This window comes from Bradyrhizobium sp. 199 (assembly GCF_023073355.1).
In the GTDB taxonomy this organism is placed as follows: Bacteria; Pseudomonadota; Alphaproteobacteria; order Rhizobiales; family Xanthobacteraceae; genus Bradyrhizobium.
In genome coordinates this window covers 2,326,111-2,348,566 of record NZ_JADPJI010000005.1, presented here as the reverse complement: position 1 = coordinate 2,348,566, position 22,456 = coordinate 2,326,111, and the positions used below count along the sequence as shown (strand labels likewise).

Annotated in this window: 21 protein-coding genes, 1 pseudogene and 1 riboswitch; of the genes and pseudogenes, 14 read left to right on the top strand and 8 right to left on the bottom strand. The window is 65.6% G+C overall.

Annotated elements, in window-relative coordinates:
* The first annotated feature begins 106 nt into the window (after positions 1–106).
* Entirely contained in the window at positions 107–1,081 is a 975-nt protein-coding gene (locus IVB28_RS19940; RefSeq protein WP_247528345.1) for a magnesium transporter CorA family protein, read from the top strand.
* A gap of 40 nt (positions 1,082–1,121) precedes the next feature.
* On the opposite strand, the gene IVB28_RS19935 is transcribed toward IVB28_RS19940, so the two are convergent.
* Together IVB28_RS19935 and IVB28_RS19930 are read right to left on the bottom strand one after the other, a co-directional pair.
* Positions 1,122–1,748: an alpha/beta hydrolase gene (locus IVB28_RS19935; protein WP_247528344.1), complete on the bottom strand. Its 627-nt coding sequence runs from the start codon at positions 1,746–1,748 to the stop codon at positions 1,122–1,124.
* Complete coding sequence (locus IVB28_RS19930) at positions 1,745–2,683, bottom strand: ring-cleaving dioxygenase (protein WP_247528343.1); 939 nt, start codon at positions 2,681–2,683, stop codon at positions 1,745–1,747. Before IVB28_RS19930 ends, IVB28_RS19935 begins: the two co-directional genes overlap by 4 nt.
* A gap of 128 nt (positions 2,684–2,811) precedes the next feature.
* Between IVB28_RS19930 and IVB28_RS19925 the strand changes: the two genes are divergently transcribed.
* The 6 genes from IVB28_RS19925 to IVB28_RS19900 all read left to right on the top strand — a co-directional run bounded on the left by IVB28_RS19925 (position 2,812) and on the right by IVB28_RS19900 (position 9,410).
* On the top strand, positions 2,812–3,723 hold the full coding sequence (locus tag IVB28_RS19925; protein WP_247528342.1) for a LysR family transcriptional regulator: 912 nt from the start codon (positions 2,812–2,814) through the stop codon (positions 3,721–3,723).
* Positions 3,724–4,015: 292 nt separating this feature from the next.
* On the top strand, positions 4,016–4,801 hold the full coding sequence (locus IVB28_RS19920; protein ID WP_247528341.1) for an ABC transporter permease subunit: 786 nt from the start codon (positions 4,016–4,018) through the stop codon (positions 4,799–4,801).
* Positions 4,802–4,829: 28 nt separating this feature from the next.
* A complete protein-coding gene (locus IVB28_RS19915; RefSeq protein ID WP_247528340.1) occupies positions 4,830–5,825 on the top strand; it encodes an ABC transporter substrate-binding protein in 996 nt (331 codons plus the stop codon).
* A gap of 12 nt (positions 5,826–5,837) precedes the next feature.
* Positions 5,838–6,674, top strand: a complete 837-nt coding sequence (locus tag IVB28_RS19910; protein WP_247528339.1) for an ABC transporter ATP-binding protein — start codon at positions 5,838–5,840, stop codon at positions 6,672–6,674.
* Positions 6,675–6,705: 31 nt separating this feature from the next.
* Positions 6,706–8,379, top strand: a complete 1,674-nt coding sequence (locus IVB28_RS19905) for a carbon-nitrogen hydrolase family protein (protein ID WP_247528338.1) — start codon at positions 6,706–6,708, stop codon at positions 8,377–8,379.
* A gap of 44 nt (positions 8,380–8,423) precedes the next feature.
* A complete protein-coding gene (locus IVB28_RS19900) occupies positions 8,424–9,410 on the top strand; it encodes a LysR family transcriptional regulator (RefSeq protein WP_247528337.1) in 987 nt (328 codons plus the stop codon).
* A gap of 46 nt (positions 9,411–9,456) precedes the next feature.
* On the opposite strand, the pseudogene IVB28_RS29510 reads toward IVB28_RS19900, so the two are convergent.
* The 4 genes and pseudogenes from IVB28_RS29510 to cobU form a co-directional block, all read right to left on the bottom strand.
* A pseudogene (locus IVB28_RS29510) lies at positions 9,457–9,572 on the bottom strand (ABC transporter substrate-binding protein); the annotation flags it as partial.
* 51 nt (positions 9,573–9,623) lie between these two features.
* Positions 9,624–10,256, bottom strand: coding sequence for a 5,6-dimethylbenzimidazole synthase (bluB, locus tag IVB28_RS19895; RefSeq protein ID WP_247528336.1), 633 nt, complete (start codon positions 10,254–10,256; stop codon positions 9,624–9,626).
* A gap of 3 nt (positions 10,257–10,259) precedes the next feature.
* The gene (gene cobS / locus IVB28_RS19890; protein WP_247528334.1) at positions 10,260–11,042 is read right to left on the bottom strand and encodes an adenosylcobinamide-GDP ribazoletransferase; all 783 of its coding nucleotides are present in this window, start codon (positions 11,040–11,042) and stop codon (positions 10,260–10,262) included.
* Complete coding sequence (gene cobU / locus IVB28_RS19885; RefSeq protein WP_247528332.1) at positions 11,039–11,542, bottom strand: bifunctional adenosylcobinamide kinase/adenosylcobinamide-phosphate guanylyltransferase; 504 nt, start codon at positions 11,540–11,542, stop codon at positions 11,039–11,041. Before cobU ends, cobS begins: the two co-directional genes overlap by 4 nt.
* A gap of 121 nt (positions 11,543–11,663) precedes the next feature.
* On the opposite strand from cobU, the gene cbiB reads away from it, so the two are divergent.
* Together cbiB and cobD are read left to right on the top strand one after the other, a co-directional pair.
* Entirely contained in the window at positions 11,664–12,605 is a 942-nt protein-coding gene (gene cbiB / locus IVB28_RS19880) for an adenosylcobinamide-phosphate synthase CbiB (RefSeq protein WP_247528330.1), read from the top strand.
* Positions 12,606–12,616: 11 nt separating this feature from the next.
* Positions 12,617–13,582, top strand: a complete 966-nt coding sequence (gene cobD / locus IVB28_RS19875) for a threonine-phosphate decarboxylase CobD (protein WP_247528611.1) — start codon at positions 12,617–12,619, stop codon at positions 13,580–13,582.
* On the opposite strand, the gene IVB28_RS19870 is transcribed toward cobD, so the two are convergent.
* The gene (locus IVB28_RS19870; RefSeq protein WP_247528328.1) at positions 13,571–15,019 is read right to left on the bottom strand and encodes a cobyric acid synthase; all 1,449 of its coding nucleotides are present in this window, start codon (positions 15,017–15,019) and stop codon (positions 13,571–13,573) included. The genes cobD and IVB28_RS19870 overlap by 12 nt on opposite strands.
* A gap of 5 nt (positions 15,020–15,024) precedes the next feature.
* Positions 15,025–15,660, bottom strand: a complete 636-nt coding sequence (gene cobO / locus IVB28_RS19865; protein ID WP_247528325.1) for a cob(I)yrinic acid a,c-diamide adenosyltransferase — start codon at positions 15,658–15,660, stop codon at positions 15,025–15,027.
* A 40-nt stretch (positions 15,661–15,700) separates the two neighbouring features.
* A riboswitch (cobalamin riboswitch) is annotated at positions 15,701–15,920 on the top strand.
* A 91-nt stretch (positions 15,921–16,011) separates the two neighbouring features.
* Here cobO and IVB28_RS19860 point away from each other — a divergent pair.
* Genes IVB28_RS19860 through IVB28_RS19840 form a run of 5 tightly spaced genes read left to right on the top strand, consistent with a single transcriptional unit; the run spans position 16,012 to position 22,454 of the window.
* A complete protein-coding gene (locus IVB28_RS19860) occupies positions 16,012–16,386 on the top strand; it encodes a DUF1636 domain-containing protein (protein WP_247528323.1) in 375 nt (124 codons plus the stop codon).
* Positions 16,383–17,417, top strand: coding sequence for a cobalamin biosynthesis protein CobW (gene cobW, locus IVB28_RS19855; protein WP_247528322.1), 1,035 nt, complete (start codon positions 16,383–16,385; stop codon positions 17,415–17,417). Before IVB28_RS19860 ends, cobW begins: the two co-directional genes overlap by 4 nt.
* Positions 17,417–20,665 carry a cobaltochelatase subunit CobN gene (cobN, locus tag IVB28_RS19850; protein WP_247528321.1) on the top strand — a complete coding sequence of 1,083 codons (3,249 nt, stop codon included), beginning with the start codon at positions 17,417–17,419 and terminating at the stop codon, positions 20,663–20,665. Before cobW ends, cobN begins: the two co-directional genes overlap by 1 nt.
* Positions 20,662–21,825 carry a precorrin-3B synthase gene (gene cobG / locus IVB28_RS19845; RefSeq protein WP_247528320.1) on the top strand — a complete coding sequence of 388 codons (1,164 nt, stop codon included), beginning with the start codon at positions 20,662–20,664 and terminating at the stop codon, positions 21,823–21,825. Before cobN ends, cobG begins: the two co-directional genes overlap by 4 nt.
* Complete coding sequence (locus IVB28_RS19840) at positions 21,825–22,454, top strand: precorrin-8X methylmutase (protein ID WP_247528319.1); 630 nt, start codon at positions 21,825–21,827, stop codon at positions 22,452–22,454. Before cobG ends, IVB28_RS19840 begins: the two co-directional genes overlap by 1 nt.
* Positions 22,455–22,456 lie beyond the last annotated feature (2 nt).

The window sequence follows — 22,456 nt, the reverse complement described above, 5'->3', positions numbered from 1 at the left end:
CAACCGCGCCCAGGGGATATTGAACGTTTGGAACCCTGATGCGTTAGCCCGCCGGATGACGTCCGGATGCACTCCGGCATGACGGTGCGGCCACGGAGTTCGGTTCTTGCTCAAGCTTTACAGGTGGCCGTCCGAGGACTGGCAGAGTATCGGCGCGGAAATGCCCTCGGAGATCATCTGGGCCGATCTCCTGAACGCGACCGATGAGGAGAAGCAGTTCGTCGAACGACTGCTCGGCATCCGCATCCCCTCGGAAGAGTCTCTCAGCGAGATCGAGGCGTCGAGCCGCCTCATCCTCGACCGCGGCACGCTCTATCTCAGCGCGCCGGCGGTCCGGCTTGACGGGGACAACGAGGCCGAGATCACGCCGGTCGGATTCGTCATCGGCCCGCACGTGCTGGTCACGGTGCGCTTTGCGGAGCTGCCGATCTTCGACGACATCGGCAAGCGCATCGGCTCCGACGACAGTCTGGAGAACGGCATGTGCGTGTTCACCAGCCTGCTCGAAGCGATCATCGACCGTGGCGCCGACGTCCTGGAGCATCTCGGCGCGAAGGTCGACAGGCTCTCCCGCGGCGTCTTCAGGGGTGGCCTCGTTCGCACGCAACGGCCGGTGCGCTCCAGCCGGAGGATGCGCGAGGCGCTGGAGAACATCGGCGAACTGGCCGATCGTCTGGCCAAGGCGCGCGATGTCCTGCTCGGGGCCGGTCGCATCGCCTCGTTTGCCGGCGATGTCGGCAGTGAGTGGATCACGGCTGCGTCGAAGAAGCGCCTGGAGGCCGTGTCGAAGGACGTGGTTTCGCTCAGCGACTACGAGACGCGACTGTCCGACAAGATCCAGCTGCTGCTCGACGCCGTGCTCGGCTTCATCAACATCCAGCAGAACGAGCTGTTCAAGATTTTGACGATCGTGTCCGTCGTCGGCGTGCCGCCGACCATCCTGGTCGGCATCTGGGGCATGAATTTCAAGCACATGCCCGAGCTGGACTGGACGTTTGGTTATCCGCTGGCGTGGCTTGCGATCATCGCCAGCGGCGTGTTGCCGCTGATCTGGTTCAAGCGGCGCGGCTGGTTCGAGTGAAGCGGCGGCGCACCGTTTGAAACGATGCGCGGCTCGCGGGTCATGCTGCCTTGGCGTCGACGTTGCCGATCCAGTCGCGGGCGAGCGTGACGTCGGCTTGCGAGAGTTGGTGGCCTGCCGGCAGGACCCTGTGGCTCACTTTCGCGCCAGCCTGCGACAGCAATGCCGCGAGCCGTGCCGAATTGCCGGCCGGCACGATCGGGTCGGCTTGCCCGGACAACAGCAGGACCGGCTTGCCCGCAAGATCGGCGGTTGGCGGATCCGACAGCGGCACCATGGCGCGCAGCAGGATCGCGCCGGCAAGCACATCCGGCTTCAGTAATAGCAGCGCGGCCGCGATGTTGGCGCCGTTGGAGAAGCCGACCGCGATCGGTGCGGCGATGCCATGTTGTTCTCGCGCATCCGCGATGAAGTCGGCGAGCTCGCGTGCGCGGCGGCGCAAATCCTGCTCGTCGAACACCCCTTCGGCCAGCCGGCGGAAGAAGCGCGGCATGCCGTGCTCGAGCACGCGGCCGCGCGGCGAGAGCAGGGCGGAGCCGGGCGAGATCATCTTGCCGAGCCCGAGCAGGTCGTTCTCGTCGCCGCCGGTGCCGTGCAGCAGCAGGAGCGGAGGGGAGCCCGCGCGGGTCGCTGGCTCGAAGCGATGGACGAATGAACTCTCGGTCATGACGCGGTCTCTTCCAAATTCGGCAACACACCCTCGATCTGCTTTCGCTGCGTTTCGAGGAAGCTCGGCAGCTTCAGCTCACGTCCCAGCGTCGCGACGGGCTCGTCGACGGCGAAGCCGGGGATGTCGGTCGCGATCTCGAACAGCACGCCGCCGGGCTCGCGGAAGTAGATCGAACGGAAGTAGTTGCGGTCCCGCTGCTCGGTCGGGTGCAGGCCGTGATTGCTGACGAGCTTCTGCGCCATCCGGCCCTGCTCGGCGTCGTCAGCCGCGCGGAAGGCGATATGGTGCACCGAGCCGCCGCCCTGATGGCCGCGCAGAAAGCCCTTGGCCTCGTAGATGTCGACGACGCTGCCTTCGGCATTATCAGGCGCCTTGAAGCGGATCACCGAGCCTTCGCGTCCGGTCTCCTTGAAGCCGAACACGTCGGTGAGAACGGCGGCCGTCTTTGCCGCGCTGTCGAGCAGCAAGGTCACGCCATGGAAGCCGCGGATCGCATGCTCGGCCGGCACGTCGCCATTGCTCCAGCCGGGCTCGTTCTCCGCGCCTGATATGCCGACCAGCGCGAGCGCCATGCCGTCAGGATCGGTGAACGGCAGCACCGACTCGCCAAAGCGCTTCTCCAGCGTCTCGTAGGCGATGCCCTTTTCGGTGAAGCGCTGGGTCCAGTAGCCGAGCGAGCGCTGCGGCACGCGGAAGGCGGTCTGGTGGGTCTCGCCGACGCCGCGGCGCCCGGCCGAAACGCCAGCCCAAGGGAAGAAGGTCAGGATGGTGCCGGGGCGGCCGGTCTCATCGCCGTAGTAGAAGTGATAGGTGCCGGGATCGTCGAAATTGACCGTCTTCTTGACGAAGCGCAGGCCGAGATCCCTCGTATAGAAGCCGAAATTGCGGATGGGATCACCGGCAATCGCGGTCACATGGTGCAGTCCAGACATTGTGGTCCTCCAAAACTCGGGGAGCGTCTTGCTCTGGCCGGAAATATCGTTCCGCTTTGGATTGGAGACAATCCATGCAAATATGACGGCTATGTCTACGATTTGGAAACAATCGGCAGGGCGGGCCTTTGGATAAGCTCGGCAGTCTGCGGGCCTTCGTGAAGGTGGTCGAAAGCGGCAGCTTTGCCGAGGCCGGCCGGCAGCTCAGGCTGTCGCGCTCGGCGATCAGCAAGTACATCGGCGACCTCGAGGAGAGCCTTGGAGCCCAGCTGTTGAACCGGACCACGCGGCATGCCAGCCCGACCGAGAACGGCCAGCGCTATTTCGAACGCGCGCTCGTCATCCTCTCGGAGGTCGAAGCTGCCGACCAGGCGGTGACGCAGGCCCAGGCGGCGCCGCGGGGGCTACTGCGCGTCAACGCGCCGATGTCGTTCGGTACGTTGCGGCTCGGCCCTGTGCTCGCCGATTTCATGGCGCGCTATGGCGAGCTTCAGCTCCAGATCGTGCTCAGCGACGACCTGCTTGATCCCGTCCAGGACGGCTTTGACGTGACGTTGCGGATCGCGGAATTGGAATCCTCAAGCTTGATCGCGCGAAAAATCATGCCGGTGGCGCGCATGATCTGCGCTTCGCCGGATTATCTGTCGCGTCACGGCACGCCAAAACATCCGCAGGATCTGCGCGAGCACGCCTCGCTCACTTACGGCTTCCTGCTGACCGGCAATCAGTGGAAGCTGACCGGCACTGATGGCGATCACTGGATCCAGCCGGCCTGGTCGCTCTGCGTCAACAATGCCGAGGTGCTGCGCGACGTCGCGATCAAGGGCAGGGGGCTGGCGCTGCTGCCCGAGTTCATCGCTGCCGACGCTTTAAGGAAGGGCGAGCTGCGGTCCGTGCTGCAAGACTATTCCGCGCCGCCGCTCGCGCTCTACGCGGTCTATCCGCCAACGCGGCATCTGTCAGTAAAGGTGCGGCTGTTCATCGATTTTCTGGTGGAGCGGTTCGGGCGGGAGGACGCCGCCGGAGCGGCGGCGCGCTGAGGCCTCAGCGACGCAGGACGTGAGGCCGGGCAACGCCGGGGCGACAGATCCGTCCACGGTAGCCGACTGCCGTCGGCAGCTTCGGCGGCGTTCGCGTGGGCGAAAAAACGCCGTTTGCCTAATCGTTGTGCTCTGCAAGCCTGCAAATCAATCACCCGCATACTTGCTTTCAATATGCATTCTTGCACGATCGATTGCACATCTCGCCATTTTCTTTCGAGCCGCTGAGGCCAACACTTCGCGTGATCACGGCGGAAATGCGCAGCGAACCGCGGAGACCATGAGGATGCCGATGCAACAGATCACCGAGGCGATCTCGAGCCCGAAGGTGAAGCGCGCCATCGAACTGGCGATGGGGCCGTTGCTGCTGTTCGCCTTGTGGTGGATCGCCTTCAAGGGACAATTGGTCAACAAGGATCTGCTGCCGTCGCCGATCGATACGTTGCGCGATACGGCTGCCAGCATCGCAGCCGGTAAGATGACCGGCGATTTCGTCCACACCATCGCGCGCGTCGGCTATTCGACCTTGATCGCCGTGGTCGCCGGCGTTCCCATCGGGATCGTGCTCGGCGCCAGGGCAGCGATCTATCGCTCGCTCGAATTCCTGGTCGACTTCTTCCGCTCCACTCCGGCGACCGCACTGTTCCCGCTGTTTCTGCTGCTGTTCGGCCTCGGCGACACCGCCAAGATTGCAGTCGCCGCTTTCGCCGCCTGGCTCGTCATCATCTTCAACGTCGCCTATGGCGTGATGAATGCGCGCCAGACCCGCATCCTTGCCGCACGCTCGATGGGCGCCTCGTCGCTGCGCATCTTCAAGGACGTCATCTTCTACGAAACCTTGCCGCAGACCTTCGTCGGTCTGCGTACCGCGGTGTCGCTTGCGCTGGTCGTGATCATCGTCGCCGAGATGTTCATTGGCGCCACCGACGGCATCGGCCACCGCATCATCGACGCGCAGATCTCGTACTCGCTTACCGACATGTACGGCTCAATCCTGATCGCGGGCGCGATGGGATACGGGCTCAACCTCATGCTCCTGATGATCGAACGCTCGTTCATTCACTGGTCCGGCAAATAGTCCGCCAATCCGAAACGAAGAGGCCATCATGCAGACGAAGAGATTCCTTGCGGCATTCGCGACATCCACATTCCTGCTTGGCGCAAGCGGCGCCCATGCCGCCTGCGACAAGAACGAGAAGGTGACGGCGGTCTGGCTGCCGATCATGCAAACGACGGCCTACTACGTCGCTCTCGAAGAGAAGCTGTTCGAAAAAGCCTGCATCGAAATCGTCTCCACCAAGATGGAGGCGCCGAACCAGATCATCGATGCTCTGATCGCCGAGCGCGCCGATTTCGGCCCTCCCGGCGCGGCGGCCGGCATCGCGATGATTGCGGAAGCCAAATTTCCCGGCAAGCTGAAGGTGTTTGGCCTGCAGGGCGGCGGCATCGCCGTCGACCGCATCAATGATGGTTTGATCGTCAAGCCGGACAGCCCGATCAAGAGCTTTGCCGATCTGAAGGGCAAGTCGCTCGGTCATGTCCCTGGCATCCAGTGGCGCACCATCTCCCGGCACATGGTCCGTTCGGTGGGCCTCGATCCCGATACCGACGTCAAGCTGGTCGATCTCGCGGTCGCCATGCAGGTGCCAGCCGTGGTCGGCGGCACGGTCGATGCCACGCTGTCGCTCGAGCCGGTCGGATCGATCGCCGTCGCCTCGGGCAAGGCGGCTCGCGCCATGACAAATCCGGTCGCGCACGTGATTGCCGATCCCTTCTATTCCGGAGCTTCGCTGATGACGACGAAGTTCCTGAAAGAGCGGCCCGAGGTTGCGCGGAAGGTCGTTGCCGTCATCGATGAGGCGACCGACCTCGTGAACGCCGACTTCAAGAAGTACAAGCCAATCCTCACCAGGTACACGCCGATCAAGGAAGATCAGCTGGAGCTGCTGGCGCAGCCTTATCTGCGCGGCTTCAAGGACCTCAACGACACCGACATGAAGTCGTACCAGGCGCTGGTCGACATCTTCATCAAGGAGGGCGTGGTGGCCGGTCCTATCAACGTCAAGGACAAGGTCCTCGCCAGGTCCGATCTCGCAAACTGAGTGGATATTCCGATGGGAAACGTGACCGCGATCCGCAGCGTAGACCGGCCAGAAGCTGAAAGCCCGTCACCTGTCCCGTCGCGCAAACCGCGGCAGGCCTACGTCACCGTGCGTGGACTGAGCAAGAGCTTTCAGGGCACGACGATCTACGACGACTTCTCGATCGACCTGCCGATGGGGAAGTTCATCTCGGTGTTCGGCCCGAACGGTTGCGGCAAGAGCACTTTCATCAACATGATCTCCGGCCTGATGCCGATGGATGCGGGTGAGGTGCTCTACGACGGCCAGACCATCCGGGACACCCGGATATCGTATGTCTTTCAGAATTACAGGGAAGCACTGTTTCCCTGGATGCGCGCGATCGACAACATCCACTATCCGCTGAAGGTGATCGGGGTGGATCGCAAGGAGCGTCGTCGGCGCGTCGAAAAGCTGCTCGCGGATTTCGACGTGCCGTTCGACCTCAATGCGTATCCCTACACGCTGTCCGGAGGCCAACAGCAGACGGTTTCGATCCTGCGCGCGCTCGTGACCGAACCCGAAGTGCTGTTCCTCGACGAGCCCTTCTCCGCGCTGGACTACGAGATGACGCTGTTCATGCGCGAACGGCTTCAGCACATCTTCATGAAACTGAAGACCACGATGCTGCTCGTGTCGCACGATCTCGAAGAGGCGATCCAGCTCGCCGACCAGGTCGTGCTGCTGACGCGCCGGCCAACGCGGGTCGCGGAGATCGTGCCGGTGGATTTGCCCTGGCCGCGCGACCTCGACGTCACGACAGGCGAGGGGTTCATCAGCCTGAAGCGCCATTGCCTCGACCGCTTCTGGCGCGAAGTCAAGCGAGACTAATTCAATCAACCTTCGAAAGATGGAGACCAACATGACGAAGCGCCGTTTTCGCGCTGCCGCCGTCCAGACGCTCGCGCGTCTGGGGGATTTCGACCACAACATCGCGCTGGCCACGCAATATGTCGAGGATGCCGTGAGGCAAGGGGCCGAACTGGTGGTGTTCCCCGAATGCATGGACACCGGCTACCTCTTCGACTCCGCCGAGCACTGCCGTGAACTCGCCGAGACCATGAAGGACGGCCCGTTCGTGACGGCGCTGTCCGCGCTCGCCAGGAAGCACGGCATCTACATCGCCAGCGGCGTCACCGAGTGGGATCCGGACAAGGAGAAGATATTCAACACCGGCATCATGTTCGGCCGAAACGGCGAAACCGTCTGTCATTATCACAAGCAGTTCCTCGCCACGCACGACCAGAACTGGTTCGCGTTCGGCGAGCGCGGCTGCCCTGTGGTGGATACCGATCTCGGAAAAATCGGCCTGCTGATCTGCTTCGACGGCCGGATCCCCGAGATCTTCCGCTCGATGGCGATGCAGGGCGCGGAGGTGATCGTCGACATGGCGAACTTCTTCGCCATGGACCAAGCGGACATGTGGGGTCCGGCCCGCAGCTACGAGAACGGTCTGTGGCTCGTGGCTGCGACCAAGGCCGGCTATGAGCGCTCGATCTACTATCCCGGCGGCAGCATGATCGTCGATCCCAAGGGACGGGTGCTGTCGAAGGTGCCGTACGATACGCACGGCATGGCCATCGCCGATGTCTATCTCGACGCCGCGCACGACAAGTCGATCTACGCGGCGAATGACAAGATCGCCGACCGCCGTCCCGAGACTTACGGGCTGATGGCGATGCCGTACGAGAAGACGCCGGTTTACCGGATCGCCGAGCAGCCGCTGATTCCGGCAAAATCCGTCGCCAAGGTTGCGGCCGTGCAAATGCACGTCACCAAGGACAGCCCGGCCGAGGACGTGTTCGACATGGTCGATCATGCCGCCAAGCTCGGCATCAAGGTCCTCACCCTGCCGGAATATGCGTTCTGCCCGTCGGCCATTCCGAACGCGGCTGAGGCCGCGGCGCTGGGCGACCGGACGATGTCTCTGCTGGCCAAGACGGCCGCGATCGCGTCGCGCTACCAATGCCTGATTGCACTGCCCACGGTGGAGCGGGCCGCAGCCGGGCTGTATGTCACGACCTTCCTGATCGGGCCGGACGGGAAGGAGGTCGGGAAGTACCGGAAGACCCATCTGACCGCCGAGGAGCGGAAATGGGCGAAGGCGGGTGACGACTATCCGGTGTTCGAGACGCCCTTCGGTCGTATCGGCATCATGTCCGGCTATGACGCCGTGTTCCCCGAGGTCTCGCGTTGCCTCGGCATCGCGGCGGCCGACATCATCCTGTGGCCGGCCTCGCTGCGCGAGCCTTTCGAACGGGAGTTGCTGGCCATTCCGAGGGCCGAGGACAATCGCGTGGCGGTGGTGCTGGCGAACCGGGTCGACTCGCCCTATCCGGGCGGCAGCCTCGTGATTCCGCCGACCGGTTTTCCACTCTGGGACATCAACGTGGTGGCGCCGCGCGTCCTCAAGCTCGGCGCCGTCATGCCCAAGCACATCGATCTCGCGGTCTGCCGGCAGAAGCTGATGATCCCGAAGGTCGACATGTTCGCCAATCGACTGGTCGAGACCTACACCCCGATCATTGCTGCCTGACGATTGCCGCGCCTGCTGATATGCCCGAAAGTAGCGAGTGTTAGATGCCGAAGCTCGCGAACGGGCATATCAGGACGGCCGAGATGGCAAAGGCTGCGCGAACGCTGCGTTACAATTGGGACGACGTCATCTTCTTCCTGGAGGTCGCGCGCACCCGCAATCTGGTGCGCGCCGGCCAAAAGCTGAAGGTCGACCACACCACGGTCAGCCGGCGGGTGAGGGAGCTCGAGCGCAGCCTCAACACCACGCTTTTCAAGCGCAGCAAGTCAGGCTTCGCCCTGACCGAGGCGGGTCTGCGGCTGCTCCAGTTTGCGGAAGGCATGGAGAACAACGCCAACGCCATCATCGAGACTGTCGTCGGTTCCGAGAAGGCGGACGCCGCCGGCGCGGTGCGAATCGCTGCCATGGAAGGCATCGGCAGCATGTACCTGACGACCTGCATGGCCGCATTCAGCAAGGCGTGGCCTTCGATCCAGGTCGAATTGATCACCGATACGCGCCTCCTCGACATGACGCGCCGCGAGGCCGACATCTTCATCAGCTTCTTCAGACCAAAGGGAAGGCGGCTTTCGGTCAAGAAGATCGGCGAATTCCGGATCTTTCTCTACGCCTCGAATTCGTATCTGCAGCGTGCCCAGGCGCCGACTGACTTGAAGGATCTCGACAGCCACGACTTTATCGATTTCATCGACGAGCATATTCACATCAAAGAGAACCGCTGGCTGTCCGACATCCTGCGGCCGGCTCATGTCGTGTTCCGCAGCACCAGCCTGGTGTCCCAGTACATGGCCGCGTCGAATGGGGTCGGAATTGCCATGCTGCCATCCTACGTCGCGGCCCACAACAAGGATCTGCGGCCGATCCTGCCCAACTATTTTTCCGTTCGTGACATCTGGCTATCCGTCCACGAGGACCTGCTGCACATCGCCCGCATCAAGGCGGTGATGGGATTCCTCGAGAAACGCGTTGCTGCCGATGTCGATTACCTCATGTCCGCGACACATCGCGCAAAGGGCAATTTTGCGGACTGACGATACGCCACGACGAACTCGGGGCCGATGGTCTCTATGATGGCTTGCCGACGGGATCGTTGGCCGTGGCGAAAACGATCGAGATGGTCCTGGTGGCGGCGAGGACGGCTGCGGTTTCGATCGTCGATCCGTCAGGATCACGTCCGGCTTGAGGTCGAGCAAGCCCGGGCACGACGAGCTTGAGGTGCGCCGATCACTGAGGAAAGGCTTCAATCAACGCTGCAGCGTGAACGCATCCGCGCCGCGCCGATGCTCCCATTTCGCCTGCTCCAGTTCGGGCTGGTCGCATTCGGTTTCGGGATAGCCGATGCAGAGATAGGCGATGAACTTCCAGGTATTGGGTACATCGAGAATGGCGTGGATACGATCCGGATTGAGGATCGACACCCAGCCGATGCCGATGCTCTCGGCGCGCGCGGCGAGCCACATCGCGGTGATCGCGGCGACCACGGAATATTCTGTTGTCTCCGGCATGGTGGCGCGGCCGAGGCCGTGGCCGATGTCGCTGGCCTTGTCGGCGAACACGGCGAGGTGGCCGGGAGCTTGCTCCAGGCCCGAGAGTTTCAGCGCGGCATAGCGCGCCGCGCGCTCGCCGGCATAGGCATTCAGCGCATCGGCGTTGCAGGCCCTGAAATCGCCGGTGACGGCGCGGCGGCGAGCGGCATCGTCGACGACGACGAAGCGCCAGGGCTGGCTCAGGCCGACCGAGGGTGACAGGCAAGCGGTCTCGATCAGGCGGTCGATCGCGCCGGCCGGCAGCGGGTCAGCTCGAAAGCGGCGCACGTCGCGCCGCCACACGAACAGCTCGCGCAAATGCCGGCGGAAGGCGTCGTCGAACTCGACCATGACCTAGCGTCCCACCTGGAAGGCTGCGGCAACCAGCAGGATGAGGATCTCACCGAGCTGCTCGAACGCGCCGAGGATGTCGCCGGTCTGTCCGCCGATCTGACGGATGGCAAGCCGCGCCAGCATCAGGCCCGCGAGCGACAGCAGGATCAGGCCGACCAGCGCCTTGCCCGGCCCTAACGCGAGCGCGAGGGCGAGCGTTCCAAGCGCGAGCGCAATGGCGACGCTGCGGCCGGGTGGGGCGCCCGCGCTGGCCGAAAGTCCGTCGGGCCGCGCCGGAGGCACGAGTGACATGAAAGCCGGCACACCCGCGCGGGCCGCAACGTGCGCAGCGCAAAGCGCAAGCGCGACGGCCCATGGATTGGCGATCGCGGCGAGCGCACTCCAGCGCACTCCGAACGACAGGATCAGCGCGCAGACGCCATAGGTGCCAATGCGGCTGTCGCGCATGATCTCGAGCTTGCGCTCGCGCGTTCGCCCGCCGCCGAGCCCATCGGCGGTGTCGGCAAGGCCGTCTTCATGAAGCGCGCCGGTGATGAGGGCGGTCGTAGCCAAAGCGAGCAGGGCAGCAAGGCTCGGGGGCAGTCCGAACCGGCTGGCGATGTTGTAGGCCAACGCGCCGGCGAGGCCGACCAGCAGCCCCGCGACGGGCAGGGCCCAGGTCGCGCGCGCGATCGCGCCGTCAGCCACTGGCTTCGATGATGCCACAGGAAGGATCGTGACGAACGACGCCGCTATCCGGAGATCGGCAATGATGTCCTCGAGAAGCTCGGTACGTGCTGTCATTTCAGCTTCATCGGCAGGCCGGCAACGACGAACTCGACCTCGTCGGCAGCCGCCGCGATCATCTGGTTCATGATCCCGGCAGCGTCTCGAAAGCTGCGGGCCAGGGCGTTGTCGGGCACGATGCTGAGGCCGACTTCGTTGGTGACGAAAACGACGGGGCTTTTCAGACCGGGCAGGCTGCCGGCGAGCTCGCTCACCTCGGATTCCCAATCACGCTCTTTGTGCATCAGGTTGGAGAGCCACAGCGTCAGACAGTCCACCAGCCTTGGGCCGCCGCCATCGGTTGCGACCAGCACGTCGACGAGATCGAGCGGCACCTCGCGCTCGATCCAGTCGGTTGCGCGCCGCGCGCGATGCCTCGCGATCCGCGCCTCCATCTCAGCGTCGAGCGCCTCAGCCGTCGCGACATAGACGGGCTGGCCGGGAAAGGCGCGCGTGCGCATTTCCGCACGTTTGCTCTTGCCCGATCGCGCTCCGCCCGTGATCAAGATGACGGCCATCAAAGTCTCCTGGGAGCCTGACTAATCACCAAACGCGACCAAAGACAAAGCCGAAATCAGGCGACCGGGGGCTTGCGCTCGCGCCTCGCTTTGCGCAACAGGGGCGGGACAGGAGGCAGGTGTGGGCTTTGCGGGCGCGATGGTGGTGGCGATGGCGGTGGATGCCCTCTCGGGCTGGCCGTCGTGGCTGTTCGCGCGGATCGGCCATCCCGTGACATGGCTGGGGCGGCTGATCGGCGCCATGGATCGCGGCTGGAATCGCACGTCCGATCCGCCGGCACTTCGCCGCGCTGCCGGCATCGCCGGAGCACTCCTGGTGATCGCGCTCGCCGTTGTGATCGGCTGGGCGCTTCAGGTCCTGCTGGCCTCGGGTTGGATCCAGATCGTGATCGTGGGCGCCCTGGCCTGGCCGCTGGTCGCGCTGCGCTCGCTGCATGATCATGTGGCTGCGGTCGCAAATCCACTGCTGGTTGGCGATATCGCGGCCGCGCGCGAGGCGGTCTCGCGTATCGTCGGCCGCGATCCCGCGGCGCTCGATGAAGCCGGCATCGCGCGTGCGGCGATCGAGAGCCTTGCGGAGAATGCATCCGACGGCATCGTGGCGCCGGTGTTCTGGGGCGCGCTGTTCGGTCTGCCGGGGATTCTCGGTTACAAGGCGATCAACACGCTGGACTCCATGATCGGCCATCGCAGCGAACGGCATGAAGCCTTCGGCTGGGCCGCGGCGCGCATCGACGATGCCGCCAATTTCATTCCGGCGCGCCTGACCGGATTCCTGTTCGTGCTGCTGGCGCCGCGGCGGTCCGAGGCGCTGTCGTGCATGACGCGCGATGCGCGCCGTCATCGCTCGCCCAATGCCGGCTGGCCGGAAGCGGCCATGGCCGGCGCACTCGGTGTGCGGCTCAGCGGCCCCCGCATCTATCACGGCTGCATCACGAGCGAGCCCTGGCTGAACGAGGGCGCGCGCGATCCGCGTGGCGCGGACATCGGCGAGGCACTGACGGTCTACCGCCGCGCCATGCTGCTGCTCGCAGGCCTTCTTGCGATCCTGGCCTGCGCGTGAAACAACAGGTCATGCGCGAGCACGGTGGAAATCTGGATCAGGCCCAGCAGCGTTTCGGTGGACGCGCGGAAGACTGGATCGATCTGTCGACCGGAATCAACCGGCTGCCATATCCCGTGGGCGAAGTGAGCTTGCGCGCGTGGAGCGCGTTGCCGTCGCGTGCCGAGATCGATGCCTTGCATCAGGCCGCGCGGCACGCGTACCGCACGAGCGCGCCGATCGTCGCACTTGGCGGCGCGCAGGCCGCTATCCAATTGCTGCCGCAACTTGCAGCTCCCGGCCGCGCGCGCATTCTCGCGCCGACCTATAACGAGTATGCTGGCGTATTGTCGGCTGCAGGCTGGGATGTCCAGGAGGTCGGGGAGATCGACGCGCTGGCGGACGCGGATCTCGCCATCGTCGTCAATCCCAACAATCCCGATGGCCGGTGCCATTCGCCAAAGGATTTGGTCGCGCTGCTGCCGCGCGTCGGCCGACTCGTGATCGACGAGAGCTTTGCGGACGCCGTTCCGCAATTGTCGCTCGCGTCTGAAGCAGGGCGGCCGGGGCTGGTGATCTTACGCTCCTTCGGAAAATTCTATGGCCTTGCCGGCCTGCGGCTCGGGTTCGCAATTGGCAATGCTGCCGACATCGACAGGCTTGCGGCGCTGTCGGGTCCATGGCCTGTTTCGGGCGCAGCAATCACAATCGGCTGCCGTGCCTTGCGCGACGATGCCTGGGCCGAAACCACTTCAGCGCGGCTTGCACGCGACTGTGTCCGCCTGGACGAGATGGTGCAAACGCTGGGATGGCGTCTTGCCGGCGGTGCGTCGCTGTTTCGTCTGTACGAGACGCCTGACGCACGTGCTGCGCAGGAGAAGCTCGCCCATGGCCAGATCTGGTCGCGGGTCTTCACACAAAGGCCGACATGGCTGCGCCTCGGGCTTCCCGGCAGCGAGGCCGAATGGACGCGCCTTGGCGAAGTCCTAGCGCGCTAGCGCAAGCAGGCCTTCGACGTCGAGATGCTTTTCGACGTGCTCGGCGAGCACATCGAGCGTGCTCTCGATCCTGGCGTGATAGGGCTCGTTGCCTGCGGGAATGTCGAGCTTGGCCAAAAACGTCTGGCGGAAATCGTCGGATGTGAACAGGCCGTGCAGATAGCTGCCCTGGACGCGGCCGTCGCGCGAGATCGCGCCTTCCGGCTTGCCGTTCAGTTTCGCAAATGGCCGCGCGCGATCGGGCCCGTCGGTGCGGCCGATGTGGATCTCGTAGGCTTCGATCGGCCGGTCCGTCGCGGCGTGCATGGCGGAGACGCGTGTCAGCGTCTTTTGCGGGCTCATCACCGTCTCGACGTCCAGCAGTCCGAGGCCGGGCGTGTCGCCCGCAGGGCCTTCGATTCCTTCGGGATCCGCAACGCTGTGCCCGAGCATCTGATAGCCGCCGCAGAGGCCGAGCACGTGGCCGCCCCTGCGGTGATGCGCGAGCAGATCGATGTCCCAGCCCTGCGCGCGCAGGAAGGCGAGGTCACCACGGGTCGATTTCGAGCCGGGGATGATGACGAGGCGGATGTCGCCGGGAATGGCTTCCCCCGGCCGCACCATCATGAGATCGACGCCCGCCTCGAGTTTGAGCGGATCGAGATCGTCGAAATTGGCGATCCGCGACAGCGCGAGACAGGCGATCTTGCATTGGCCGGGTTTTCGCGCGTCGCTCAGGCCCAGCGCGTCTTCGGCCGGCAACTCGCCGGCGCGCGCGAACCAGGGCAGCACGCCAAAGCCGCGCCAGGTGGTCTTCTCTTCGATCAGCCGATAGCCGTCCTCGAACAGCGTGGGATCGCCGCGGAACTTGTTGATGACAAAACCCCGGATCATCGCGGCGTCGTCGGGGTCGATCACCGTCTTGATGCCGACGAGCTGGGCAATGACGCCGCCGCGGTCGATGTCGCCGACCAGCACGACCGGCACGTCGGCCTTGCGCGCAAAGCCCATATTGGCGATGTCGGCCTTGCGCAAATTCACCTCGGCCGGGCTGCCGGCGCCCTCGACCAGCACCAGATCGGCGCGCGCCTTCAGCCGCTCGAAACTCTCCAGCACCGCACCCATCAGCGACGGCTTCATCGCCGCGTAGTCGCGTGCGCGGGCGGTCGCGATGCGCTTGCCGTGGACGATGACCTGCGCCCCCACATCGGTCTCGGGCTTCAGCAGCACCGGGTTCATGTCGGTGTGCGGCTCGACGCCGGCGGCGAGTGCTTGCAGCGCCTGGGCGCGCCCGATCTCGCCGCCATCGACGGTGACGGCGGCGTTGTTCGACATGTTCTGCGGCTTGAACGGGAGCACACGCAGGCCGCGGCGCGTGAAGGCACGCGCAAGGCCAGCGACGATGAGCGATTTGCCCACGTCCGAGCCGGCCCCCTGGATCATCAGCGCGCGTGCCATCGAATTCAGAACTCGACGCCGGCCTGCGCCTTGATGCCGGAACGGAAGGGATGCTTGACCAGCGTCATCTCCGTGACGAGGTCGGCGATCTCGATCAGCTCGTCCTTGGCGTTGCGCCCGGTGAGCACGACATGCGTCATCGCAGGCTTCTGCGTGGTCAGGAATTCGACGACCTCGGCGATGTCGAGATAGTCGTAGCGTAGCGCGATGTTGATCTCGTCGAGCACGACCATGCGCAAGCTCTCATCGAGGATGAGCTCCTTGGCCTTGTCCCAGCCGGCGCGCGCGGCGGCGATATCGCGGGCGCGGTCCTGCGTCTCCCAAGTGAAGCCTTCGCCCATCGCATGGAACTGGCAGAGATCGCCGAAATGGCCGGTGAGCAGGCGCCGCTCGCCGGTGTCCCAGGCACCCTTGATGAACTGCACGACCGCGCAGGGGAAGCCGTGGGCCACGCAGCGGACGATCATGCCGAACGCCGAGGACGATTTGCCCTTGCCAGCGCCGGTGTGGACGATGATCAGGCCCTTTTCGCCGCTCTTGGTCGCCATGATCTTGTCGCGGGCGGCTTTCTTCTTCGCCATTTTCGCGGCATGCCGGGCATCGGTTTCCTCGGCTGTTTGGGTATCCGGTTCAGTCGTCATCGGTCCCGGTCCTTCGGCTTGACAAGTGGCGGCCACCGGCAAATGGTGGCCCGGCGTTGGTTCCTGTCCTATGACAGGCGAAGAGGGAATGCGATAGGCTCCGAATCGGCAAGATTTGGATCCAAAATGCAGCCGCCCCCGCGACCGTGACCGGAGAGATGCCCGAAGCCACTGATTCCCTGGGGAATCGGGAAGGCGGGGATCGAAGGGGAAACCCTGCTCCGCAAGCCGGGAGACCTGCCAACGCGGACGATTTTGACCGGCGGACGGGGTGTTCCGCGACGGGGAAACGGGCCTTCGCAAGAACGGTCCGTGTGCCTCATCGCTTCCCGTTGTTATCTGGAAGAGGCGATGACCGTCACACTTCACGTCTGCATCACCTGCCGCGCCGGCGAGACGCCTGGCGAGGGCGAAGCGACACCCGGAAAGCGCCTGCATGGCGCGATCCTCGATGCCGGCGTGCCTGACGGCGTCAACGTGGTTCCCGTCGAATGCCTGTCCGCCTGCAGCCAAGGCTGTTCCGTGGCGCTGAGCGCGCCCGGCCGCTGGTCCTACGTCTATGGCCGCCTCTCGGATGCCAACGCGCAGGACGTGGTCGCGGGCGCGGCGGCCTATGCGGCGGCGCCCGACGGAATCGTGCCCTGGCGCAGCCGTCCCGAAATCTTCCGTAAGCAATCGCTTGCCCGCATTCCCCCTGTTGCCGTCGTGCCGGAGGCCGCCGAATGAACTCACTCGCAAAAGTCCCTGTTACGGTGGTCACGGGTTTTCTCGGCTCCGGCAAGACCACGCTGATCAAGCATCTGCTCGCCAATGCTAACGGCAAGAAGCTCGCCGTGCTCGTCAACGAGTTCGGCAGTGAGGGCGTCGACGGCGAGATCCTGAAGTCCTGCGCCGATGCGAATTGCCCGGAGGAGAACATCATCGAGCTCGCCAACGGCTGCATCTGCTGCACCGTTGCCGACGACTTCATTCCAACCATGGAAAAACTGCTGGCGCGCCCGGTGCGGCCCGATCATATCCTGATCGAGACCTCGGGCCTCGCGCTGCCGAAGCCGCTGCTGAAGGCGTTCGACTGGCCTGAGATCCGCTCGCGCATCACGGTTGATGGCGTGATCGCGCTGGCCGATGCCGAGGCCGTCGCGGCCGGCCGCTTCGCGCCTGACCCCGCTGCGGTGGAAGCGCAGCGCGCGGCGGACGAGAATCTCGATCACGAGACGCCGCTGTCGGAAGTGTTCGAGGACCAGATCGCCTGCGCTGACATCGTGCTGCTGACCAAGGCTGATCTTGCGGGCGCCGCCGGCATTGAAGCCGCCAAGGCGGCGATCACCGCCGAGATGCCGCGCCGCGTGCCGATGCTGGCCGTCACCGACGGGGTGATCGATGCGCGCCTGATCCTCGGTCTCGGTGCTGCCGCCGAAAACGATCTCGCCGCGCGCCCCTCCCATCACGACGGCGAGGAGGATCACGAGCACGACGATTTCGCCTCCGTCGTGATCGATCTGCCTGAAGTGGCTGACATTGATGCGCTGGTCGCCTCGGTCCAGCGTCTGGCGCGCGAGCAGAACGTGCTGCGGGCCAAGGGCTATATCGCGGTTGCGGGCAAGCCGATGCGCCTGTTGCTGCAAGCGGTCGGCGAGCGCGTGCGCCACCAGTTCGACAAGCCCTGGGGCGCGGGTGTCAGGCATTCCAAGCTCGTGGTGATCGGCGAGCACGGCGATATCGACGAGGCCGCCATCAAAGCAGGACTTGGTGTCTGATGCACGTCGTCTTCCGCGAGAGCCGTGGTCTCGAAGAGACCGCGACGCCAAGAGACATCGGCCAGGACCCGGCCGATCTCGTGGTGCTCTCGTATTCTGATTCCGATCTCGCCGCGTTCGCGGCCGGCTGGCGGCGCGGCCAGGGCGGCCTGCCGTCGCTGCGGCTCGCGAATCTTGCGGAGCTGCGTCACCCGCTGTCGGTCGATACCTATATCGAGCGCACGCTGTCCCAGGCGCGCGGCATCCTGGTGCGCCTGATCGGCGGCGAGTCCTATTGGGCGTATGGGCTGGCGGCCTTGCATCAATTGGCGAAGGACCGCGGCATCGTCCTTGCCGTGCTGCCGGCCGATGGCCGCGACGACGTCAGGCTCGATGCCTATTCGACCTTGCCGGTCTCGACGCTGCGCCGGCTCAAGGTGCTCTGCGACACCGGCGGCCCGGTTGCCGCGCAAGCTGCGATTGCGCAACTCGCGCTTGCCTCAGGGCTCTATGCCGGGCCAGTCGTCGGCGAGATGAGCGTGCCCGAGATGGGATTTTACGATCCGGCGCGCGGGGTCATTGCGGCGCCCTTGGGCGGCGAGGGGAAGCCGCGCGCGTTGGTGACGTTCTATCGCTCCTATCTCACCGCCGCAGATACCGGCCCGGTCGATGCCCTGATCGCGGCGCTGCGCGAGCGGGGCTTTGATGCCTGCGGCGTGTTCGTCACCTCGCTAAAGGCTCCGGGCGTTGCCGACTGGCTGCGCGCGCATCTTGCGCAAAATCCTCCGGCCGCGATCGTCAACGCGACGGCGTTCTCGGCCCTCAGCGCCGACGGCCCGGCTGTGTTCGATGCCGCATCGTGCCCGGTGTTCCAGGTTGCACTCTCGACGGCGCGGCGCGAGGACTGGGCGGAGTCGCTCCGGGGCCTGTCGCCCGGTGATCTCGCGATGCACGTGGTGCTGCCCGAGGTCGACGGCCGGCTGTTCGCGGGCGTGGTGAGCTTCAAATCCGCTGGGGAACGTGATCCCGATCTGCAATTCTCGCATCTGGCGCACAGGCCCGACGAGGAGCGCGTGAAGGCGGTCGCGGCACGGGTCGCGGCCTGGCGGCGCCTTGCGGAGACACCGGCCGGTGTCAAGCGGCTGGCACTCGTGCTTTCGAACTATCCGGGGCGTCCGCACCAGATCGCGCACGCTGTTGGCCTCGATGCGCTGGCCTCGGTCGAGGCGCTGTTATCCGATCTTGCGGAGGTCGGTTTCGATGTTGCGCCGGTCCATGCGCTCGGTGAAGCGCTGCTGAAGCAGACTCTGACCTGGCGCATTGCCGATTATCGCGCGGCGCTTTCGCGTCTGCCGCAATCCCTGCAGCATGATCTCGCACGAGCCTGGGGCGCGCCGGATGACGATCCGAGCTGTCGCGACGGGGAGTTCCACTTCGCCGCGATACAATGCGGCCGCTCGATCATCGCGGTCCAGCCCGAGCGCGGCGATGCGGCCACGCGCGATGCCGACTATCACGATCTCGTCCGCACGCCGCGTCATGCCTATGTCGCGTTCTATCTTTGGCTCCGGGCACAGGGCTGCGATGCCGTCGTGCATATGGGGGCGCATGGTACGCTGGAATGGCTGCCCGGCAAATCCGTGGCGCTGTCGCAAGCATGCTGGCCGGAAGCGCTGATCGGCGACCTGCCGATCATCTATCCCTTCATCGTCAACGATCCCGGCGAGGCGGCGCAGGCCAAGCGGCGCATCGGCGCCGTGACGATTGGCCATTTGCCGCCACCGCTGGAAAAATCTGCAGTGCCGGAGGGCCTGCGCCGACTCGAACGTCTGCTCGACGAATATTCGACCGCCGACGGTCTCGATCCCGCCCGCCGTCAGCGGCTGATCGCTGCGATCCGTGACGAGGCCCGCGCGGCGGGCCTCGAAGACGATCTCGGTCTGGATGCTTCGGCCGCGCCGGCCGAAGCGATTCCGCGGATCGATCGCTTTGTCTGCGATCTCAAGGAAAGCCAGTTCGGCGATGGCCTGCACGTGTTCGGCCGCGGCGCTTGCGCCGAAGCGGAGCGCGATGCGCTGCGTTCCGCACTTGCCGGGACGCGCGTCGCGCCGGGCCCGTCGGGCTCGCCCTATCGCGGCCGCCACGACGTGCTACCGACCGGGCGCAATCTCTTTGCCGTCGATCCCCGCGCGGTGCCGACGCCGTCGGCGCATGCGCAGGGCATCAAGCTCGCCGAAGAGCTGCTGCGCCGCCATTTGCAGGATCACGGTGACTGGCCGAAAGGCCTCATCGTCGATCTCTGGGGCTCGGCGACGATGCGCACCGCCGGCGAGGAGTTCGCCATGGCGCTGCATCTGGCCGGCCTTGCGCCGCGCTGGGATCACGCCTCCGGCCGCGTCATCGGTTACGACATCATCGCGCCGGCCGAGCTCGGCCGCCCCCGCATCGACGTCACGCTGCGCGTCTCCGGCCTGTTCCGCGATGTCTTTTCGGGTCTGGCCGAATTGTTCGAGGCAGCCGCCGAAGCGCTCGCAAGCCGGGACGACGAGGCCGACGAGAATCCCTATCGCCACCGCGCCCCACGCGTGTTCGCGCCGCGCCCTGGACAATATGGCGTTGGCCTGTCGGCCATTCCCGATGCGTTCACGGCGGAGACGCGCGATGCCGCCGGCGAGGCCTGGCTGTCGGCATCGTCCTGGGCGTTCTCGGCCGACGGCGAGATGCAGCACGATCGCGCCGGCATCGAGGCACGTCTCGCCTCGGCCGATGCCTTCGTCCACATCCAGGACTTGCCGGAAACGGATATTCTGCTCGCCGCCGATTATGCCGCGCATGAAGCCGGCGTTGCGGCGGCTGCAGCCCATCTCGGCGCGACAGGACCGGCGCTCTATCACCTCGACACGACGCGTCCCGAACAGCCGCACGCCCGCACGCTGACCGAGGAAATCTCGCGGGTCGTCCGCGCGCGCGCCGCCAATCCGGCCTGGATCGCCGGCATGATGCGCCACGGTTTTCGCGGGGCCGCCGAGATCACCGCGACGCTGGAGCACATGGCCGCTTTCGCTCATCTGGCTGGCGCCGTGCCGCCACATCTGTTCGATCTCTACTACGATGCGACGCTCGGCAATGATGACGTCCGCACCTTCATGGCGCGTGAAAATCCGCGCGCGCTCGCTGCGATGGAAACTTGTTTTGCGCGCCTGCATGATGCCGCGCTCTGGCAAACGCGCCGCAATTCGATCGCGGCGGCGTTGCGGGAGGCATCATGAGCGCGTCCGCGGTCAAGGGCTGGTGCCCCGGCGCGCTGCGGCCGATGGAATCGGGCGACGGGCTGGTGGTGCGGGTGCGTCCGTTCGGTGGCCGCCTTGAAACGGCGCAAATCACCGGGCTTGCCGAGCTCGCGGGGCAACACGGCAATGGCTTGATCGATGTGACGAGCCGCGCCAATCTCCAGATCCGAGGCGTCAGCGAGCAAAGCCATCGGCCGCTGCTGGACGGCCTTGCGCAACTGGCGCTGCTCGATGCCGACGCCGATATCGAAGCCCGTCGCAATATTCTGGTGATGCCGTTCTGGAGCGGAGCCGACCAGACACAGTCGCTCGCCGCCGAGCTGGAGGAGGCGCTCGCCGACAGCGCGCTCGCGCTTCCCACCAAGTTCGGCTTCGCTATCGATGACGGAAGATCGCGGGTGCTCGCCGGCGATTCCGCGGACATACGCATCGAGCGCGATCGGTCGGGCCGTCTCCTGGTGCGCGCCGACGGGGCAAGGCTCGGCCGCTCGGTCGCGCGCGGCGAGGCCGTCAGCACGGCGCTGGCGCTCGCAAGCTGGTTCCTGGTCTCCGGCGGCGCGAGGGGCGGGCGAGGACGCATGGCCGCCCACATCGCGTCCGGCGCGGCATTGCCTCCATCGCTGCGCGGCGAGACCGAGCCCGCGCCCGTGACGGCGGTGTCGCGGCCCGGGCAATATCCGCAAGGTGCGATGGTCGGCGTCGCATTCGGGCAGATGCTGCACACGACACTGCATCAATTCGCCGGTTGCGGAGATGCGCTGCGCATGACGCCCTGGCGGATGGTGCTGAGCGAGGGTAAGCGCGAGATGCCGAGCGCGGCGGGCCTCATTACCGAACCTTTCGACCCCGCGCTGCGCGTCATCGCCTGCAGCGGCGCGCCGCGCTGCCGCGAAGCTCATGCCGATACGCGCGCACTGGCCGCAGCGCTCGCGCCGCGCATCGCCGCCGATGCGCGCCTTCATGTTTCCGGTTGCGGCAAGGGCTGCGCGCATTCCGGCACGGCCGCAGTCACGCTGGTTGCGACACGCGCCGGCTTCGATCTCATCCGCGGCGGCTCGACGCGCGATGAGCCGGTTCTGCGCGGGCTCAGCGGCGCCGATATCGTCAGCGATCCCTCTATCCTGGTGGGAGGGCACTGATGCCGCACATCTATGAAACCGACGGCGCGGCGATCTACCGGCAATCCTTCGCGACGATCCGGGCCGAAGCGGATCTTGCTCGCTTCACGCCAGACGAGGAACAGGTCGCGGTACGGATGATCCATGCCGCCGGCATGGTCGGCCTGGAAGCGCACATCCACTTCACGCCCGGCATGGCGATTGCCGCGCGCGCGGCCTTGCAGAAGGGCGCACCGATCCTGTGCGACGCGCGCATGGTCTCGGAGGGAATCACGCGTGCAAGGCTGCCCGCGGCCAATGCCGTGATCTGCACGCTGGGCGACGAAGCCGTGCCGGCGTTGGCCCAATCGATGCGCAACACCCGCTCGGCCTCCGCGCTGGAGCTGTGGCGGCCGCATCTCGACGGCGCGATCGTTGCGATCGGCAACGCGCCGACCGCGCTGTTTCATCTGCTCAACATGCTGGAAGACCCCGACTGTCCGCGGCCCGCGGCCATCATCGGCTGCCCCGTCGGCTTCGTCGGCGCGGCCGAATCCAAGGCTGCGCTGATGGCCGATCCGCCTGTGCCGGCGCTGACGGTCGAAGGCCGCCTCGGCGGCTCCGCGATCACGGTCGCCGCCGTGAATGCATTGGCGAGCCGGAGCGAATAGCG